Here is an 18,794-nt window from a genome sequence, read left to right as displayed (position 1 = left end):
GTGTCGGACGAAGCCGGCGTCAACTGTGCGTCGACGCGTATCCGGATTCGCGCTGTCACTTCATCCGCTCCCAAGCATCCCCAGCAGCCAGGTCGCGATCCCGAAGTAGATCAGGATGCCGATGCCGTCGGCCAGCGAGGTGATCAATGGCGAGCTGGCCGAGGCCGGATCGGCGCGGAAACGGCTGAGAAGGAACGGCAAAGACATCCCCATGACGCTGCCGACCATCACGATCAGCAGCATCGCAATCGCCACCACGAGGGCGATCGGAGGGCCGCCGCGGAAAATCCCGATCGCGCTCACCGCCAGGGCCATGGTCAGGCCCAGCAGCAGCGCCACGGCTACCTCGCGTCCCAGCATCGCGCTCCAGTCGCGCAGCGCGACGTCCCCGGTGGCAAGTGCGCGCACCATGAGCGTGGCCGATTGTGCGCCGGCGTTGCCGCCGCTGGCGATCAGCAGTGGCAGGAAGAACACCAGGGCCATGTTGGTGGCGATCAGGTCCTCGAAATGGGCAATCCCCGCGCCTGAGAACAGGTTCGCGAAGACCAGGATCACCAGCCAGTGCACGCGCTGCCGGTAGAGCAGGCCCACGCTGGCATTCTTCATGCTGACGGTCAGACTACCCAGTGAGCCACCGGCCTTGTGGAAGTCCTCGGTTGCCTCCGCTGCGGCGACGTCCATCGCGTCGTCGGCGGTGACGATGCCGACGATGCGTCCGTCACCGTCCACCACCGGCAGGGCGATGAAGTCGTATCGCGCGATCCGCCTGGCTGCTTCCTCCTGGTCGGAGTCGACCGGGACGGTGATCGGGTTGCGGATCATGAGCTCCGACAGCGGCATGTCCGGATCGGCCAGAATCAGCCGGCGCAGGCTGACCACGCCCATGAGCCTGCGCTGCGGGTCGATGACATAGGCGTTGTAGATCGTCTCCGTATCCGGGGCGATGCGGCGCAGTTCGGCGATCGCCTCGTCGGCGCTGAGCGTTGCGGTCAGGGCCGCGTACTCCGAAGTCATGATCGCGCCGACGCTGTCGGCCGGGTAGCTGGCCAGGCGCCGGATGTCCTCGCGCTCGGCGTGTGCCAGTGCCGGCAGCAGCCGTTCGCGCCGATCCGCCGGCAGGGTGTTGTACAGGTCGACCCGTTCGTCGGACGACATCAGTCCCAGCAGCTCGACCACTTTGTTGCGCGGCATTTTTGCGACCAGGCTGGTCTGCAGTTCCAGCGGCAGATAGCCGAACGCCTGGGCGCGCTCCTCGCCGGGAATCAGTGGCAGCACCGTCGCCCTGGCCGATGACGGCAGGCGCCCGAGGGTATCGGCCAGGTCGACCGCCAGAACGCCGGACAGAGCAGTCCGCACGGCGTCCAGATCATCGGCCTGGAGGCGTTCGTCCAGCCACGCAGCGGCCTGGTCGGCGTCGAAGCGGCCTTGCGCATCGACCGGGTACAGCGGGCGTGTCGTCATCGGGTCGACGGTCATTGGTTTATCTCCGGTTGCGCCTTATCCAAGCGCTTTCAATCGATACAGCGCTTCCAGCGCCTGCTTCGGGGTCAGCTCGTCCGGGTCCAGCGCGGCCAGCGCGTCCTGCACTGCAGACGACGGCGCGAACAGGCCGATCTGGCGGGGCTCGTCCAGGGCCTGCGGGCGCATGCCGCCGGTCTGGCTGTCTTCACCGCGGTGCTCCAGTTCGGCCAGGCGCGCGCGGGCGTCGGCGACCACCGCGCGCGGCAGGCCCGCGAGCGCGGCCACCTGCAGGCCGAAGCTGCGGTTGGCCGGGCCATCCTTGACTGCGTGCATGAATACCAGTGAATCCCCGTGTTCCACAGCGTCCAGGTGCACGTTGGCGATCCCGCTTTCGGCCGAAGCCAGCGCGGTCAGCTCGAAATAGTGGGTGGCAAACAGGGTCATGCTGCGGTTGGCGGCCGCAAGGTGCCGCGCACAGGCTTCGGCCAGCGCCAGGCCGTCATAGGTCGAGGTGCCGCGGCCGATTTCGTCCATCAGCACCAGCGAGTGTTCGGTGGCGTGGTGGAGGATGTAGCTGGTTTCGGCCATCTCCACCATGAAGGTGGACTGGCCCTTGGCGAGGTCGTCACCGGCGCCGATGCGGGTCAGGATGCGATCGACGGGTCCGAGTTTCGCGCGCGCCGCGGGCACGAAGCTGCCGATGTGGGCCAGCAGCACGATCAGCGCGTTCTGGCGCATATAGGTGCTCTTGCCGCCCATGTTGGGGCCGGTGATCACCAGCATCCGGCGCTCGGGGTGCAGCGCCAGGTCGTTGGGCTCGAAAGGCTCGGTGCGCACCGCCTCCACCACCGGATGGCGGCCGCGTTCGATCAGCAGGCCCGGCGCATCGGTCAGTTCCGGGCGTGACCAGTCCAGCGCCTGCGCGCGTTCGGCGAATGCGGCCAGCACGTCGAGTTCGCTGAGTGCGCCGGCGCATCGTTTGAGCGGCTCCAACCGCTGGTTGAGTGCGTCCAGCAGCTGCTCGTACAGCAGGCGTTCGCGGGCCTGGGCGCGTTCGCGCGCGCTCAGCACCTTGTCTTCGAACTGCTTGAGCTCTTCGGTGATGTAGCGCTCGGCGTTGGTCAACGTCTGGCGGCGGGTGTAGTGGGTGGGCGCCCTGGCCGACTGCGCCTTGCTGATCTCGATGAAGTAGCCATGCACCCGGTTGTAGCCGAGCTTGAGGTTGGCGATACCGCTGGCCGCGCGTTCGCGCGCTTCCAGATCAACCAGGAACTGGTCGGCGTTGGCGGACAGGGCGCGCAGCTCGTCCAGCTCGGCGTCGTGGCCGTCGGCAAACACGCCGCCGTCGCGGGCCAGCACGGGCGGCTGCTCCACCAGTGCGGTGGCCAGCAGGTGGGCTTCGGCCGCGTGTTCGCCAAGTCCGTCGCCCAGCGTCTGCAGGCGCGGCGAATCCAGCGCGGTCAGGGTGTCGCGCACCGCGGGAAGCATCGCCAGGCCATCGCGCAGGGTGGACAGGTCCCGTGGGCGGGCGGAACGCAGCGCGATCCGCGACAGGATCCGCTCCAGATCCCCAAGCGCGCGGAACCCTTCGCGAAGATCCGCCTCGGCACCGCTGTCGATCAGGGTCTGCACCGCATGGTGGCGTTGCTCCAGCGTGCGCTGCTCGCGCAGCGGGCGGTGCAGCCAGCGGCGCAGCAGGCGTCCGCCCATGGGCGTCACCGTGGTGTCGAGCACGCCGAGCATGGTGTTGCGGGTGTCGCCATCGACGCGCGTATCAAGTTCAAGGTGGCGGCGGGTGGCGGCGTTCATGGCGATCGCGCCGTCGCCGGTTTCCACCGCAATGGAGGTCAGGTGCGGCAGCTGCTGCTTCTGGGTTTCCTCCACGTAGCCGAGCAGGGCGCCGGCGGCAGCAATCGCCAGCGGACGGTCCTCCAGGCCGAAGCCGGTCAGGTCGTGCAGGTTGAAGAACTTCAGCAGCTGTCGGCGGCCGCTGTCGGCATCGAACAGCCACGGCGGGCGGGCGCGCAGGCCGCTCCGCTCGTGCAGGAAGTCCGGCCAGCCGTCCTCGTCCGGCACCAGCACTTCCGCGGGGGCCAGTCGGGCCAGTTCGGCTTCCAGCTGGTCTTCGTTGGCGACTTCATTGGCCAGGAACCGCCCACCCGCCAGGTCAGCCCATGCCAGGCCGTAGCCACGCTTGCTCCGCGACACCGCCAGCAGCAGGGTGTCGCGGCGCTCGTTGAGCAGCGCCTCGTCGGTCACCGTGCCCGGGGTGAGGATGCGCACCACCTGGCGTTCCACCAGGCCCTTGCTGGCGGCCGGGTCGCCGATCTGCTCACAGATCGCCACCGATTCGCCCAGCGCCACCAGCCGTGCCAGGTAGCCTTCCGCCGCGTGGTAGGGCACGCCGGCCATGGGGATCGGCTGTCCCGCCGAATTGCCGCGCTGGGTCAGGGTGATATCCAGCAGTCGCGCCGCCTTGCGCGCATCGTCAAAGAACAATTCGTAGAAATCGCCCATGCGGAAGAACAGCAGCACGTCCTGGTGGTCGGCTTTGACGCTGAAAAACTGGCGCATCAGCGGGGTGTGTTCGGGCGCTTTCACCGCGGCGGCGGCGGGTTTCGACATCGGCTCTGGATCCTTGGGAGAAGGGTGGGACACGACCCTTTATGGTAACTGGCGTGCCCTGCCTATACTCGACGCTCAGCGTTTGGAGGATGGAGATGGTCCTGGCGGCACTGCACCCGGTAGGGGTCGGAGGCACGGAATGACGCTGGTGCTTCCTGACGGCTGGCAATCGCTGCCGCGGGATTTCTACCGACGTCATCCGGTCGAAGTCGCCCCCGAGCTGCTCAACAGGATCCTGGTGCGTGAAGACGGCCGCGCCGGGCGCATCGTGGAGGTCGAGGCGTATGGGGGCAGCGACGACCCGGCGGCGCATTCGTACCGGGGAAAGACGCCGCGAAACGCCACCATGTTTGGCGAGCCCGGGCACCTGTATGTGTACTTCACCTATGGCATCCACTGGGGATCGAACGCGGTCTGCGGCGAAGTGGGCGAGGGCGTCGGGGTGCTGCTGCGGGCGATTGAGCCGGTGGGCGGGATCGAACTGATGCGCCCGCTGCGGCCCAAGGCGCGGCGCGATCGTGACATCGGCAGCGGGCCCGGCAAGCTGTCTCAGGCGATGGGGATCACCGGCGAGCTGGATGGCGCCGACCTGGTCAACGCGGACCGTGGCATCACCATCGTCTCCGACGGAACGCCGCCACCCCGACGACCGGTGGTCGGGCCGCGGATCGGAATCAGTCGGGCGGTGGAGTTTCCGTGGCGCTGGCACGTGCCCGATCACGATCACGTGTCGGTGCGTGCGCCCCGCGCGCCCGGTAAGTCCGGCCCTCGATCAGGATGACTGCGGCTGCCTGATCGGCGCTGAGTCAATCACCCTCGGCCCAGTGGGACAGATCCTGCCGGATCCGGTCCATTCCTTCCCACGGGTCCTTGCGCCGACGCCGCAGCATGGCCGGCACTTCTTCCAGGGTGAACGCATTGGCGCGCTTGAGCTTTGGCAGCGCGCTCCACAACAGCGGCATTGCGACCGGTGCGCCGGGCCGCCCGCGCAGCGAGTAGGACGCCACCGCGGTGGCGCCGCGGCCGTTGCGCAGGTAGTCGACGAAAATGCGCTTATTGCGCAGGCGCTTGCTGGCGCTGGCCAGGAAACGGTGCGGTTCGGACTGCGCCAGCGCGTCGGCGAAGCCGTGGGCAAAGCGCTTGGTCAGGCCCCAATCGCAACCGGGATTGAGCGGCACGACCACGTGCAGGCCCTTGCCACCCGACACGCGCAGGAAGGATTCCAGCTCCAGTCCGGCCAGCAGCCTGCGGATGTCGTTGGCCGCGCGCTTGACCTCGGCAAAGGGCACGCCGGATCCGGGATCCAGGTCGAACACCACCCGGTCGGCGATATCGGGATTGGCCGCATGCGATCCCCACGGATGGAACTCCAGCGCGTTGAACTGCACCAGCTCCATCAGCGCCGCCGCGTCTTCCACCACCAAGTATTGGGCGTTGGCCCCGCTTTCTTCCTTGAGCTTCACTGAGGACACCAGCTCCAGCCCCGCGGTGTGGTGCTTCTGGAAAAAGCACGCTTTGCCGATGCCGCTGGGGCAGCGGATGATCGACAGCGGCCGGCCGGCGATTTCCGGTAGCAGGTGATCGAGCACGGCCGTGTAGTAGTCCCAGATCTGCTGCTTGGTAAAGCCCTCATCAGGAAAAAGCACCTTGGTCGGACTGGACAGGGCGGGCAGCGGGCGATCCTCAGCGTCTTCGCGAGCACTGGCAAGATCCGGAGCCTGCGTCCGCCCATCCCGATCGGAATCGGCCAGGTCTTCCACATTCTTGTCCCAGCGCACGGCCTTCAGTGAAGCCTGACGCAGCAGCTGCTGGCGGCCGATCCCGCGGAAGAAAACCTCCACCACGAACTTCGGCGCAAACCATGTCGCCGTGCGCAGGTCGGTATCAGTGGTGCCCACGTGCGCGGTCGGCTTCTTTTCCCCGCCCTTGCCCAGCTTCTTTGTCACCTCGCGCATCAGCTCGTCGCTGAAGCCGGTGCCCACCCGGCCCACGTACAGCCAGCCATGTTCCGGGTCCGGCCGGGCCAGCAGCAGCGAGCCGAAGCCGGTGCGGCTTCCCTTGGGCGCGGTGTAGCCCACCACTGCAAACTCGTCGCTGGCCAAGCGTTTGGTCTTGCGCCAGTCGTTGCCGCGCCCGCCGCGATAGGGTCGGTCACCTCGCTTGGAGATGATCCCCTCGAAGTGCTGATCACCTGCAAGCTGGTAAGCCACCTCGCCGTCGCCCTCGATATGCGAGCTGAAGGCGAGCTGGCGCGGCGCGTCCTCCAGCAGTTCCTGCAGCAGCCCCTTGCGCTCGGTCAACGGTACTTCGGTGATGTCCACGCCGTCGATGTGCAGCAGGTCGAACAGCACCAGCGACAGCGCGCCCTGGCGCTCGCCCGAGAGGGTGGACTGCAGCAGATTGAAGTCGGCGATCGCGCCGGCGCCGGCGATCAGTTCGCCGTCCAGCGCTGCCGATTTCAGCCCCAGGTTCTCCACTGCCTCACGGATATCGGGCAGCCGGTCGGTCCACTCCAGCGCATTGCGCGACCACAGCCGCGCCTTGCCGTCGGCCACCGTGACCAGGATCCGGTAGCCATCCCACTTCAGTTCATGCAGCCACCGATCGCCGCGCGGCGGGGTGTCGCCAAGCTTGGCCAGCTGCGGCTCGAACGGGCCGGTCGGTGGCTCGGCGGCCTGTGCGTCTTCCAGCGCCAAGGCCTTCTTCTTCCACTGCCGACGATGCGGGCGCGGCGCAGGCACCGACTTCAGCTTGCGCCGGTCGGCCTTGCCGGCCCCGGCGCGCTTTACATCTTCAGCCGGCGCCGGGGTGACATCGGCCAGCAGGTCGTCGGCCTCCAGCTCACCGGCATAGTCGTCCCTGTCCTTGAACAGCAGCCACTGCGGCTGGCGCGCCGCCTTGCCGGATCGCACCAGGTGCCAGCCGCCCTTGAGCTTGCTGCCGAACAGCTCGAAACGCAGGTGACCCTTGGCCAGCTGCGCTTCCGGATCGCCTTCGGTGGCCCACACGCCGTGGTCGAACTGCGCCACATGCCCGCCGCCGTACTGGCCCTTTGGGATCTCACCCTCGAACGCGGCGTAGTCCAGCGGGTGGTCCTCCACCTCCACTGCCATGCGCTTCACCTTGGGGTCGTAGCTCGGCCCCTTGGGCACCGCCCAGCTCTTGAGCGCATCGCCCACCTGCAGGCGGAAGTCGTAGTGGCGGCGGCTGGCGTGGTGCAGCTGCACCACGAAGATCGCGCGCTGTCCTCTTGGCGGCGCCTTGCCCGGCTCCGGCTCGCGGGTTTTGTCGAAGCTGCGCTTGCGGCGGTAGTCGGACAGGCTCATGCCGTCCGACCATCAGCCCAGCCCCGTCATTCCTTCGTGAACTGCCCCAGTCTCACCCTGTGAGCCAGCGGCCAGGGACACTCGGGCCCCTCTCCGCCTCACCGCCGCCGCATGAACGCCATCCTTCACGACCGCCCGTTTTCCGCGCCCGCGCCAACCAGCACGCATTTGGCCGGCAAGCTCGCCGAGCGCTACGGCGACCGCATCACCGGCCACTTCACCATCCCGGCCCATCCGGCTGATATCCGCCCGCTGCCGCAGGATCTTCCGGAGGCGCTGGCCGAAGCGCTGCGGACGCGCGGCATCAAATCGCTGTACTCGCATCAGGCCGAGGCCTGGAGGGCGGCGCGCGACGGGCGGCATCTGATGGTGGCTACGCCCACCGCTTCGGGAAAATCGCTGTGCTACACGCTGCCGGTCATTGCCGGGGCGATGGAGCAGGGCGCCAAGGCGCTGTACCTGTTTCCGACCAAGGCCCTGGCCCAGGACCAGGTCGCCGAGCTGCTGGAGCTCAACGCCGCCGGCAACCTCGGCCTGCGTGCGGCCACCTTCGACGGCGACACGCCGGGCGATGCCCGCCAGTCGATCCGCATCAACGGCGACATCGTGGTCAGCAACCCGGACATGCTCCACCAGGCGATCCTGCCGCACCACACCAAGTGGGCGCAGTTTTTCGAGAACCTGCGCTACGTGGTGATTGATGAGGTCCACACCTATCGCGGCGTGTTCGGTGCGCACGTGGCCAACGTGATCCGGCGGCTCAAGCGGGTATGCGCGTTCTATGGCGTGCGTCCGCAGTTCATCCTGTGCTCGGCCACCATCGGCAACGCCGCCGAGCACGGCCGCGCGCTGATCGAGGACGAGTTGGAGTCGATCAGCGAAAGCGGCGCGCCCAGCGGCGCCAAGCACATCCTGCTGTGGAACCCGCCGGTGGTGAACCCGGACCTGGGCCTGCGTGCCTCAGCGCGCTCGCAGTCCAATCGCATCGCCCGCCTGGCCATCCGCTCCGGGCTCAAGACCCTGGTGTTCTGCCAGACCCGATTGATGGTCGAGGTGCTGACCAAATACCTGAAGGAAATCTTCGACAACGATCCGCGCAAGCCGCGCCGCATCCGCGCCTATCGCGGCGGGTACCTGCCCACCGAGCGGCGCGAGGTGGAGCGCGAAATGCGCTCGGGGCGGGTCGACGGCATCGTCAGTACATCGGCGCTGGAGCTGGGCGTGGATATCGGCAGCCTGGATGTCGTGGTCCTCAATGGCTACCCGGGGTCCATCGCCCAGACCTGGCAGCGCTTCGGCCGCGCCGGACGCCGCCAGCAGCCTTCGATCGGCGTGCTGGTGGCCAGCAGCCAGCCGCTGGACCAGTACGTGGTGCGGCACCCGGAGTTCTTCGCCGATGCCACGCCCGAGCAGGCGCGGATCGAGCCGGACCAGCCGCTGATCCTGATGGACCACATCCGCTGCGCCGCGTTTGAGCTGCCGTTTCTTGATGGCGACAGCCTGGGTCCGGTCGACGCTGCGCCGTGGCTGGAAGTGCTGGCCGAAAGCGGCGTGCTGCACCAGGAGGGCGGACGCTGGGAGTGGATCGCCGACAGCTATCCGGCCCAGGCGGTGAACCTGCGCTCCGTTGCCGATGGCAACTTCGTTGTCGTCGATCGCACCGACGGGCGCCAGACCATCATTGCCGAGGTCGACTATTCGGCCGCTGCGCTGACCCTGTACGAGGGCGCGATCCACATGGTCCAGTCGGCCCCGTTCCAGGTCGAGCGCCTGGACTGGCAGGGCCGCAAAGCCTACGTGCGCCGCACCCGGGTCGATTACTACACCGACGCGATTGACTACACCAAGCTCAAGGTCCTGGACGAAGCCGACGGCGCGCCGGGCGGGCAGGGCAGCGCCCACCACGGCGAGGTGCACGTGGTGAGGCGCGTCTCGGGCTACAAGAAAATCCGCTTCCACACCCACGAAAACATCGGCTACGGGCCGGTCAACCTGCCCGACCAGGAACTGCACACCACCGCGGTGTGGTGGCAGCTTCCGCAGCGCGTGCTCGATCATCACTTCGAAAGCCGCCAGCAGGCGCTGGATGGCTTTTTGGGTGCGGCCTACGCGCTGCACCTGGTGGCCATGGTGTCGGTGATGGCCGAGGGCCGTGACCTGCAGAAGGCGGTGGGCAGCGGCGACGGTGCCTGGTTCGTGTCCGCTGACCTGGGTGGGCGCGGCCAGCTGCGCTCGGCCGAGACCGGCGAAGAGGTGGTCACCGAGGTGCGCGGCTTCACGCCCACCATCTTCATCTACGACAACTACCCGGGCGGGGTGGGACTGTCGCTGCCGCTGTATGAGCGGCGGGAAGAGTTGCGCCGACATGCGCTGGAAGTGGTGCGGGATTGCGCCTGCAAGGCCGGTTGTCCGGCCTGCGTGGGCCCGGTGCTGGCTTCCGACGAGGATGCCAATGGCATGACCCCGCGACAGGTTGCGCTGGCGGTGCTGGATCTGCTGGGAGAGACGGTGTGAGCGCGCTGGCGAAAAAACTGGCCAGGCTGAAGCAGCAGGCGGGAGCGGGCGTCAGTCCCGGGCCGTCGCCTGCGCGGCCCCCGGCCCCCGTCAGTCTGCCTGCCGATAGGCGGACCGACTCCGGCTCCGGGCGCGGCGGTGATCGCCACCGCCAGCAGGTTGCACAGCTGCGGCGGCTGATGGGCCTGCGCCCTGGCGGCGCTCTGGTGCAGCCGGTCAGTCGTGACCGCACGCTGGATGGCGAGGAAATCGCGCCCGGGCTGCGCCGCATCGAGATGCGCCAGCCTGCGAAGCCGCCGGCTGCAGTGCTGGACCTGTCCGCGCTGCGCATGGAGCCGGTGGCGGCCTCGCGCATCCTCGCCTTCGATACCGAAACGACCGGCCTGGCAGGCGGTACCGGCACCCGCGCGTTCATGATCGGTGCAGCGGATTGGCGCAATGGCGAGCTGCGTATCCGCCAGCTGCTGATGACCACGCTGGCGGCCGAGCAGGCCATGCTGGCCGAATTCAGCCGTTGGCTTGCCGATGACACGGTGCTGCTGTCATACAACGGCAAGTCCTACGACCGTCCGCTGCTGTCCACCCGTTACACCTTGGCGCGTCAGCCGGACCCCGTGCTCGGTCGCGCCCACATCGATCTGCTGCATCCGGCACGCCGGCGCTGGCGCGGGGTGTGGGAGAACTGCAGGCTGGCGACTATCGAGCGCCAGGTGCTCGGCGTCATTCGCGAGGATGACCTGCCGGGCAGCGAGGCGCCGGCCGCGTGGCTGTCGTACCTGCGTGGCGGCAGCGCGGAAAAACTGCGCCGCGTCGGCCACCACAATGCCCAGGACCTGCGCAGCCTGACGGACCTGCTGGCATATTTCGCGCGGGTGTCCTGGTGGGACTGCCCGGGCGCAGGTGTTGCTGGCTGAATCAGCGGTAACTTCGATCCCCGGAATCCCGGTTCCAGCGGAACTTCCGCCCCTCCGTTAAAGGTAGGTAAACGCTGGGTGGTCTAGATTCCAGCCCGCCGTGGCGGCAGGCCCGGCGCTCCTCTTTCATCGAGCAGGGACAGCCATTGAACGATCAGCTGAACGATCCGCGAAACCATCCGGCGAGCAATACTGGAGTTGCTTCCATGAAGCGCAGGGCATTGGACATGGCCCGACGCGGCACCTTCCTGGCCGCGGTGGCGATTGTGTTCGCGGCGATGGCCGTGGCTGTCCTGGTGCGTGAGGTGGCAGGCATGGTCGGCGGCAGCGCCGCGCCGGCGGACGCCACCCCGGTGGTTGTGGCGCAGGTGGCCCAGGCCGAGTTCGCCGATGTGATCACCGCGGCCGGCAACGCCCGCGCCAATGAATCGGTGGCGGTGACCTCCAAGGTCGCCGACATCGTCAAACAGGTGCTGTTTGATTCCGGCGATTTCGTGGAGTCCGGGCAGCTGCTGGCCGAACTGGTCGACACCGAAGAGGCGGCCGCCCGCAACGAGGTGCGTACCACCCTGGTCGAGGCTGAGCGCAGGCATGCCCGCATGGCCGAGCTGGCCGAGAGCGGCTACGTGGCAGCGCAGCTTCGTGATGAGGCCGAATCGGATGCCAAGCGCGCCCAGGCCCAGCTGATCGCGGTGGAGGCGCGGATGACGGACCGCAAGATCCGCGCGCCGTTCTCAGGCGTGGTCGGCCTGCGCAACATCACCGCCGGGGAGCGGATCGGCACCGACACGGTGATCGCCACCCTCAATGATGTGTCTCTGATCAAGGTCGACTTCGCCGTGCCCGAGCGCTTCTTGTCAACGGTCGAGGTGGGGCAGCGGGTCAATGCGCGCGTGGCGGCCTATCCGGACGAGGTGTTCAGCGGCCAGGTCACCAGCATCGACAACCAGGTCGACCGGGCCAGTCGCTCGGTGGCGGTGCGGGCCGAGATTCCCAACGGGGATGACCGGCTGGTGCCCGGCATGCTGCTGAGCGTCGAGGTGCGCCGCGATCAGCGTCAGCGCCCGGCGATCCCGGAATCGGCGCTGATGCGCCAGGCCGACCAGGCCTATGTGTTTGTGGTTCAGGAGCAATCGGAAGGCGAAGGCACGGCGCACATCGCGCAGCGCCGTGAAGTGGATGTGGGGCTGCGTGCGAACGGCCAGGTCGAAGTGCTGGCCGGCCTGCGTGCCGGTGAGCTGGTGGTGTCCGATGGCACCCACCGCACCCGCGACGGCGCGATCGTAAGGGTCAGTGAGCACCGCCCTGCCGGAGAGGCCGTGGCGGAGCTGACGGAGTGAGCCTGGTCGGGGTTTCCGTCCGGCGGCCGGTGATGGCCGCCGTGTTCAGCGCGCTGATCGTGCTGTTTGGCGTACTGGGCTACCAGTCGCTGTCGCTGCGTGAGTTGCCGGATGTGGACCGGCCGGTGGTGTCGGTCATCGTCACCTACCGGGGCGCCAACGCCGAAGTGGTGGAGAACCGCGTTACCCAGGTGATCGAGGACGCGCTGTCGGGCATCGCCGGGCTGGACGAGATCGTGTCCACCAGTCTGGACGGGCGCTCGAACATCGACATCACTTTCTCCCTGGGCCGTGACATCGATGCGGCGGCCAACGATGTGCGCGGCGCTGTAGCGCGCGCCCAGGAGAGTCTGCCGGAGGAAATCAATCCGCCCAATGTGCGCAAGCAGGAAGCGGATTCGCGGCCGATCATCTGGTATTCGCTGACATCGGACCGGATGAGCATCGAGGAGCTCACCGACTTCTCCCAGCGCTACCTGCGCGACCGCTTCGCGGTGATCGACGGGGTGTCGCAGGTCCTGACCGGCGGGAACCTGCGCTATGCGATCCGCGTCTGGCTCGATGCCGACGCGCTGGCCGCCCGGCAGCTGACCGCCAGCGATATCGAAAGCGCGCTGCGTGCCCGCAACGTGGAGCTGCCCGGCGGATTCGTGGAGGCGCCGGAAACCGACCTCACGGTACGCATCCAGCGCAGCTACAACTCGCCCGAAGACTTCGAGCGGCTGCCGGTCTCGACCACTGGCGACGGCACCGTGATCCGGCTGGGCGACGTGGCCGAGGTGGAGCTGTCGGCGCTGGAGCCGCGCAACGTGTTCCGCGGCAATGCGGTGCCGCAGGTGGGCATCGGCCTGGTGCGCCAGAGCCAGGCCAACGACATCGCCCTGTCTCGTGCCGCCCACGCCGAGGCGGAGGCGATCCGCGCCACCCTGCCCGACGGCATGGAACTGCTGCTGTCCAGTGACAACACCGTGTTTGTCTCCGAGTCGCTCAAAGAGGTCTGGCGCACGCTGCTGATCGCGGCGCTGCTGGTGGTGGGGGTGATCTACCTGTTCCTGGGCTCGCTGCGGGCAGCGGCGATCCCGGCGGTGGTGGTGCCGGTGTGCCTGGTAGGCGTGTTTTCGGTGCTGGCTGCGTTCGGGTTCTCGATCAACATCGTGACCCTGCTGGCGCTGGTGCTGTGCGTGGGCCTGGTGGTGGACGACTCGATCGTGGTGCTGGAGAACATCCAGCGGCGCGCGGACCTGGGCGAGCCGCCGATGCTGGCCGCGCTCAACGGCGGCAACCAGGTGATCTTCGCCGTGGTGGCCACCACGGCGGTGCTGGTGGCGGTCTTCGTGCCGCTGATTTTCCTGCCCGGCGTCATTGGCCGGGTATTCGTGGAACTGGCGATCACCATCTCCGGGGCGGTGGTGCTGTCGAGCGTCGCGGCGCTGACGCTGTCGCCGATGATGGCGTCCAAGATCGTTGTGCCCAGCCAGAAGACCACCGGTCTGAGCCGCTGGGTGCACGAGAAAATGGATATTGCACGGGACAACTACCGCGCCTCGCTGGAGATGGTGCTGCGCCGGCCCATGCTGGTGTTGCCGCTGGTGCTGGTGGCGATCCTCGGTGCGCTGTTCTTCTTCAACCGGCTGCCAGGCGAGCTGACGCCTACCGAAGATCGCGGCAGCTTCTTTGCATCGTTCACTGCCCAGGAAGGGGCCGGCTTCGACTACACCCGCGAGCAGTCCGAGCGGATCGAGGCGATGTTGATGGAGTATGTGGACGCGGGCGAGATCGCCAACGTGATCGTGCGCATCCCCGGCTTCGGCGGCTCCGGCTATTCCTCCGGGGTGGTCTTCGGCACCCTCACGCCCTGGGGCGATCGTGACCGGGGCGGGCCCGAAATCGTCGGCGAGATCAACGAGCGCCTGGGCCAGGTGCCCGGCCTGCGCGCCTTCGCCTCGATGCGTTCCAGTCTGGCAGGGGAAAGTGCGGGCTCGGACATCCAGTTCGTGCTCGGCGGCGATGACTACGCCGAGCTGGGCATGTTCGCCGACGAGCTGGTCGCCGCCGCGCAGCAGGAGAACCCCCAGCTGGTGCAGATCAGCTCCGACTACCGGCCCACGTCGCCCCGGCTGGTGGTGGACGTGGATGTGGACCGCGCCGCGGACCTGGGCGTGAGCGACGAACAGGTGGCGCGCACGCTGGAGACGCATCTGGGCTCCCGGCGGGTGGGCGAGTACGTCGACCGCGGTGAAAGCTACTACGTGGTGCTGCAGAACCGGCGCGAGCAGCGTGCTTCGCTGACCGACCTGGAGGGTCTGTACCTGCGCAGCGGCAATGGCGACGCGGTGCCGCTGTCGAGCATCGTGAGTCTGACCGAGACCGGCGAAGCGTCCGAGCGCACGCGGGTCAACCGGTTCCGTTCAGTGAGCGTGTCGGCAACGCTTGCCGACGGCTACTCGCTGGGCGATGCGGTGGAGTGGTTCGAGGGCTATGCGCAGCAGAACCTGCCCGAGACGGTGCGCACCCAGTTCCTGGGCGGTGCGCAGGAATACCAGGAGGCCAACCGCGCGGCGGCATTTGCCTTCGGCATGGCGCTGCTGATCGTGTTCCTGGTGCTGGCTGCGCAGTTTGAAAGCCTGCTGCAGCCGCTGGTGATCATGCTGACCGTGCCGCTGGCGGTGGCCGGCGGACTGTTCGGCCTGTATATCGCCGGTTCGTCGCTGAACATCTACTCGCAGATCGGGCTGATCGTGCTGATCGGGCTGGCGGCCAAGAACGGCATCCTGATCGTGGAGTTCGCCAACCAGTTGCGGGACGAGGGCAAGGACGTGGTGGAAGCAGCGCTGGAAGCGGCCGAAACCCGGTTCCGGCCGATCATCATGACCGGCCTGTCGACCGCGGCCGGGGCGATTCCGCTGATCATGGCGTCAGGGCCGGGCGCGGAAAGCCGGATCACCATCGGCCTGGTGATCTTCACCGGCGTGCTGGTGGCCACGCTGTTCACCCTGATCGTGATCCCCTCGACCTACGCGGTCGTGGGCCGCTACACGAAGACGCCACAGTGGACCTCGCGCCAGCTGGAGCGCTTCGCCCGCGAGCACGAGGCCCGACAGGACGCAGCCGGCGACCGGGCGGGACCGTAATCGCGGCAGGTCGGGGCTAAGCCCCCGACGCCGCCTGGACCGCCAACCCCAAGATCGCCGTAGGTCGGGGCTACGCCCCCGACGTGCCGGAGCCCAGCCACCCCTCGCGTCGGCCGCGTAGGGCCGACCTAAGGCGTTGCGAAGGTTTACGCCTCCGCCGCTTCCTCGTCGTCCTTGTAGGCGTCGATCGGGATGCACGAGCACATGACGTTCTTGTCGCCGTGCACGTTGTCCACCCGTGCCACCGGCGGCCAGTACTTGCTCTGGTACAGCGAACGCAGCGGGAACGCCGCCAGCTCGCGCGGGTAGCTGTGGGTCCACTCGCTGGCGCTGACCACGGCCGCTGTATGCGGCGCATTGACCAGCGGGTTGTCTTCGCGGTCCAGACGGCCGTCTTCCACCGCGCGGATTTCTTCGCGGATCTCGATCATGGCGTCGATGAAGCGATCCAGCTCAACCAGCGACTCGCTCTCGGTCGGCTCCACCATCAGCGTACCGGCCACCGGGAAGCTCAGGGTGGGGGCGTGGAAGCCGAAGTCGATCAGGCGCTTGGTCACGTCCTCGGCGCTGACGCCGCTGGAATCCTTGAGCGGGCGCAGGTCCAGGATGCACTCGTGCGCCACCAGCCCGCCGCGACCCGCGTACAGGGTCTCGTAGTGGTCGGCCAGGCGCTTGGACACGTAGTTGGCGTTGAGCAGGGCCAACTGGCTGGCCTTGCGCAGACCGTCCGCGCCCATCATCACGATGTACATCCAGCTGATCGGCAGGATGCTGGCCGAGCCAAAGGTCGCCGCCGAGACCATGCCACCTTCCGCTTCGCCGCTGGCGCCGAACGCCTTGGGCAGGAATGGCGCCAGGTGTGACTTGACCGCGCACGGACCCACGCCCGGACCGCCGCCGCCGTGCGGGATGCAGAACGTCTTGTGCAGGTTGAGGTGGGACACGTCCGAACCCCATGCGCCCGGCTTGGCCAGGCCGACCATGGCGTTCATGTTGGCGCCGTCGGTGTACACCTGGCCGCCGTTGGCGTGGATGATTTCGCAGATCTCCACCACGGCTTCCTCGAACACGCCGTGGGTGGACGGGTAGGTGATCATCAGGGCGGACAGCTTGTCCGTGTGCTTCTCGGCCTGCGCGCGCAGGTCGTCCACGTCGACGTTGCCGTTCTCGTCGCACTTCACCACCACAACGCGCATGCCGGCCATCTGGGCGGAGGCGGGGTTGGTGCCGTGGGCGGATTCGGGGATCAGGCACACATCACGCTGCGATTCGCCGCGCGAGGCGTGGTAGGCCTGGATCGCCATCAGCCCGGCGAACTCACCCTGGGCACCCGAGTTGGGCTGGAAGCTGACCGCGTCGTAGCCGGTGATCTCGGCCAGCATCTGCTCCAGGCCGTCGATCAGCTCCTTGTAGCCCTCGGACTGGTCGGCGGGCGCCAGCGGATGGATGTTGGCGAACTCGGGCCAGGTGATCGGCACCATTTCGGCGGTGGCGTTGAGCTTCATGGTGCACGAGCCCAGCGGGATCATGGTGCGGTCCAGCGCCAGATCCTTGTCTGCAAGCTGGCGCATGTAGCGCAGCAGCTCGTGCTCGCTGTGGTGCGTGTTGAACACCGGGTGCTGCATGAACTCCGACTCGCGCGCCAGCGCGGCCGGCAGGGCGTCGCCGGCTTCGGTATCCAGCGCGTCGATGTCAGCGATGCCGGCACCGAACAGGCCCGCCAGCTCGATCACATCGGCGCGGGTGGTGGTTTCGTCCAGGCTGATGCCGATGCTCGACGCATCGATTTCGCGCAGGTTGATGCCCGCAGCGCGCGCCTTGGCGTGGATCGATGCGGCATCAACGTCGGTGATGTGCAGGGTGTCGAAGAAGTCATCGCCCACGGTCACGCCGGCCTTGCGCAGGGCAGCGGCCAGGATCGTGGTCAGGCGGTGGGTGCGGCCGGCGATGCGCTTGAGGCCGTCCGGGCCGTGGTACACGCCGTACATGCCGGCCATCACCGCCAGCAGTACCTGCGCGGTGCAGATGTTGCTGGTGGCCTTTTCGCGGCGGATGTGCTGCTCGCGGGTCTGCAGGGTCAGGCGGTAGGCGGGGTTGCCCTGGGCGTCGATCGACACGCCGATCAGGCGACCCGGAATGTTGCGCTTGTACGCGTCGCGACAGGCCATGAAGGCCGCATGGGGGCCGCCAAAGCCGAACGGCACGCCCAGGCGCTGGGTGTTGCCCACTACGATGTCTGCATCCCAGTCACCGGGAGAGGCGATCAGGGTCAGGGCCAGCAGGTCGACGCTGACCGTGACCAGGCCACCGCGCGCGTGCACGGCCTTGGTCAGGGCGCGGTAGTCGCCGACCTTGCCGAAGGTGTCCGGATACTGCAGCAGCACCGCGAAGCAGTCGGCTTCTGCAGCCTTGTCTTCAGGCCCCACCTGCAGCTCGATCCCCAGGCCTTCGGCGCGGGTACGCAGCACTTCAAGCGTCTGCGGGTGCACCCGCTCGGACACGTAGTACACGTTCGACTTCGAGCGCCCGGCGCGCTTGGCCAGGGTCATCGCCTCGGCGGCGGCAGTGGCTTCGTCCAGCAGCGAGGCGTTGGCGATGTCCATGCCGGTCAGGTCGGCGCACATGGTCTGGAAGTTGATCAGTGCTTCCATCCGACCCTGCGAGATTTCCGCCTGGTAGGGGGTGTAGGCGGTGTACCAGGCCGGGTTTTCGAGGATGTTGCGCAGGATCACCTGTGGCACGTGGGTGCCGTAATAGCCCTGGCCGATGAAGCTGCGGAATACCTTGTTGCGGTCGGCGACGGCGCGGATCTTCGCCAGTGCTTCTTCCTCGGTCATCGAGGCGGGCAGGTTGAGATCGTTGTTGCGGATCGATTCGGGCACCACGGCTTCGGTGAGCCCCTCGAGTGAATCGACACCGATCACCTCGAGCATGTGGGCGATTTCCGCATCGTTGGGGCCGATGTGGCGTTCAACGAAGGCGTCGTGGTGTTCCAGATCGCGAAGGGAGGGCTTGGCAGGGGACATGGCAGGCATCCGGCGTGGCAGGGTGGTGGGGCGTTCCGGGGTCAGCGCGGCCACGCGAGGCGGCCGGCGCGCAACCTGACCGGTAGGGGTGCCCCTCTGTCCTTTTGCCTGAGAGTTTGAGGGATGCGTGCTGCTGCACCCCGTGCCCCTTCGGCGCCGGCTGTGGCCGGTCTCTCCAGAGTTTTACTGCCCGGGTGGTATCTGGCCTGAGCGATTACGGGCGTTGCGCCTTCGGCAGCCGGCAACGCCGGCTTCTCCCACCACGAACCGTCGATTATACCGCGTGGCCCGCGATCTGCCGCTGGCCGGCAGCGGATCAACCGCATTCAGCAGGAAGCAGAGTTGTGCCTGCCGGAAGCTGCCTTGGCGGTTAGAATTGGGCGCTCGCTGTCCCCCTGATCCCCCATGACTGCATTCCTCCGCCATGCCCGCCGCTGCGCGGCGCCGGCCGCCTTTG

9 protein-coding genes and 1 riboswitch are annotated in these 18,794 nt (G+C 67.7%); of the genes, 5 read left to right on the top strand and 4 right to left on the bottom strand.

Translation table 11 applies throughout. The annotated features are described in order from the left end of the window. Positions 1-60 precede the first annotated feature (60 nt). Both mgtE and mutS read right to left on the bottom strand, forming a co-directional pair. Entirely contained in the window at positions 61-1,476 is a 1,416-nt protein-coding gene (gene mgtE / locus WCE59_RS04265; RefSeq protein ID WP_343257476.1) for a magnesium transporter, read from the bottom strand. A gap of 21 nt (positions 1,477-1,497) precedes the next feature. After that, entirely contained in the window at positions 1,498-4,086 is a 2,589-nt protein-coding gene (gene mutS / locus WCE59_RS04260) for a DNA mismatch repair protein MutS (RefSeq protein ID WP_343257475.1), read from the bottom strand. Positions 4,087-4,225: 139 nt separating this feature from the next. Between mutS and WCE59_RS04255 the strand changes: the two genes are divergently transcribed. Further along, the gene (locus tag WCE59_RS04255) at positions 4,226-4,867 is read left to right on the top strand and encodes a DNA-3-methyladenine glycosylase (protein WP_343257474.1); all 642 of its coding nucleotides are present in this window, start codon (positions 4,226-4,228) and stop codon (positions 4,865-4,867) included. 25 nt (positions 4,868-4,892) lie between these two features. Here WCE59_RS04255 and ligD read toward each other — a convergent pair whose 3' ends face one another. Beyond that, positions 4,893-7,412 carry a DNA ligase D gene (gene ligD / locus WCE59_RS04250; RefSeq protein ID WP_343257473.1) on the bottom strand — a complete coding sequence of 840 codons (2,520 nt, stop codon included), beginning with the start codon at positions 7,410-7,412 and terminating at the stop codon, positions 4,893-4,895. 111 nt (positions 7,413-7,523) lie between these two features. Between ligD and WCE59_RS04245 the strand changes: the two genes are divergently transcribed. The 4 genes from WCE59_RS04245 (at position 7,524) to WCE59_RS04230 (ending at position 15,311) form a co-directional block, all read left to right on the top strand. Next, positions 7,524-9,926 (top strand): DEAD/DEAH box helicase, encoded by a 2,403-nt coding sequence (locus WCE59_RS04245; RefSeq protein WP_343257472.1) that lies wholly within the window; start codon positions 7,524-7,526, stop codon positions 9,924-9,926. Continuing rightward, entirely contained in the window at positions 9,923-10,840 is a 918-nt protein-coding gene (locus tag WCE59_RS04240) for a ribonuclease H-like domain-containing protein (RefSeq protein WP_449284103.1), read from the top strand. The genes WCE59_RS04245 and WCE59_RS04240 overlap by 4 nt, the downstream gene beginning before the upstream one ends. Positions 10,841-11,046: 206 nt before the next feature. Beyond that, entirely contained in the window at positions 11,047-12,180 is a 1,134-nt protein-coding gene (locus tag WCE59_RS04235) for an efflux RND transporter periplasmic adaptor subunit (protein ID WP_343257471.1), read from the top strand. Further along, a complete protein-coding gene (locus tag WCE59_RS04230; protein ID WP_343257470.1) occupies positions 12,177-15,311 on the top strand; it encodes an efflux RND transporter permease subunit in 3,135 nt (1,044 codons plus the stop codon). Before WCE59_RS04235 ends, WCE59_RS04230 begins: the two co-directional genes overlap by 4 nt. A gap of 146 nt (positions 15,312-15,457) precedes the next feature. On the opposite strand, the gene gcvP is transcribed toward WCE59_RS04230, so the two are convergent. Beyond that, positions 15,458-18,346, bottom strand: coding sequence for an aminomethyl-transferring glycine dehydrogenase (gene gcvP, locus WCE59_RS04225; protein ID WP_343257678.1), 2,889 nt, complete (start codon positions 18,344-18,346; stop codon positions 15,458-15,460). Positions 18,347-18,423: 77 nt separating this feature from the next. Then, a riboswitch (glycine riboswitch) is annotated at positions 18,424-18,526 on the bottom strand. Positions 18,527-18,794 lie beyond the last annotated feature (268 nt).

Source organism: Luteimonas qiangzhengi, from assembly GCF_039548515.1.
Classification (GTDB): Bacteria; Pseudomonadota; Gammaproteobacteria; order Xanthomonadales; family Xanthomonadaceae; genus Luteimonas.
The sequence above is the reverse complement of the archived record's forward strand: the minus strand, read 5'-3'. Positions and strand labels throughout refer to the sequence as shown.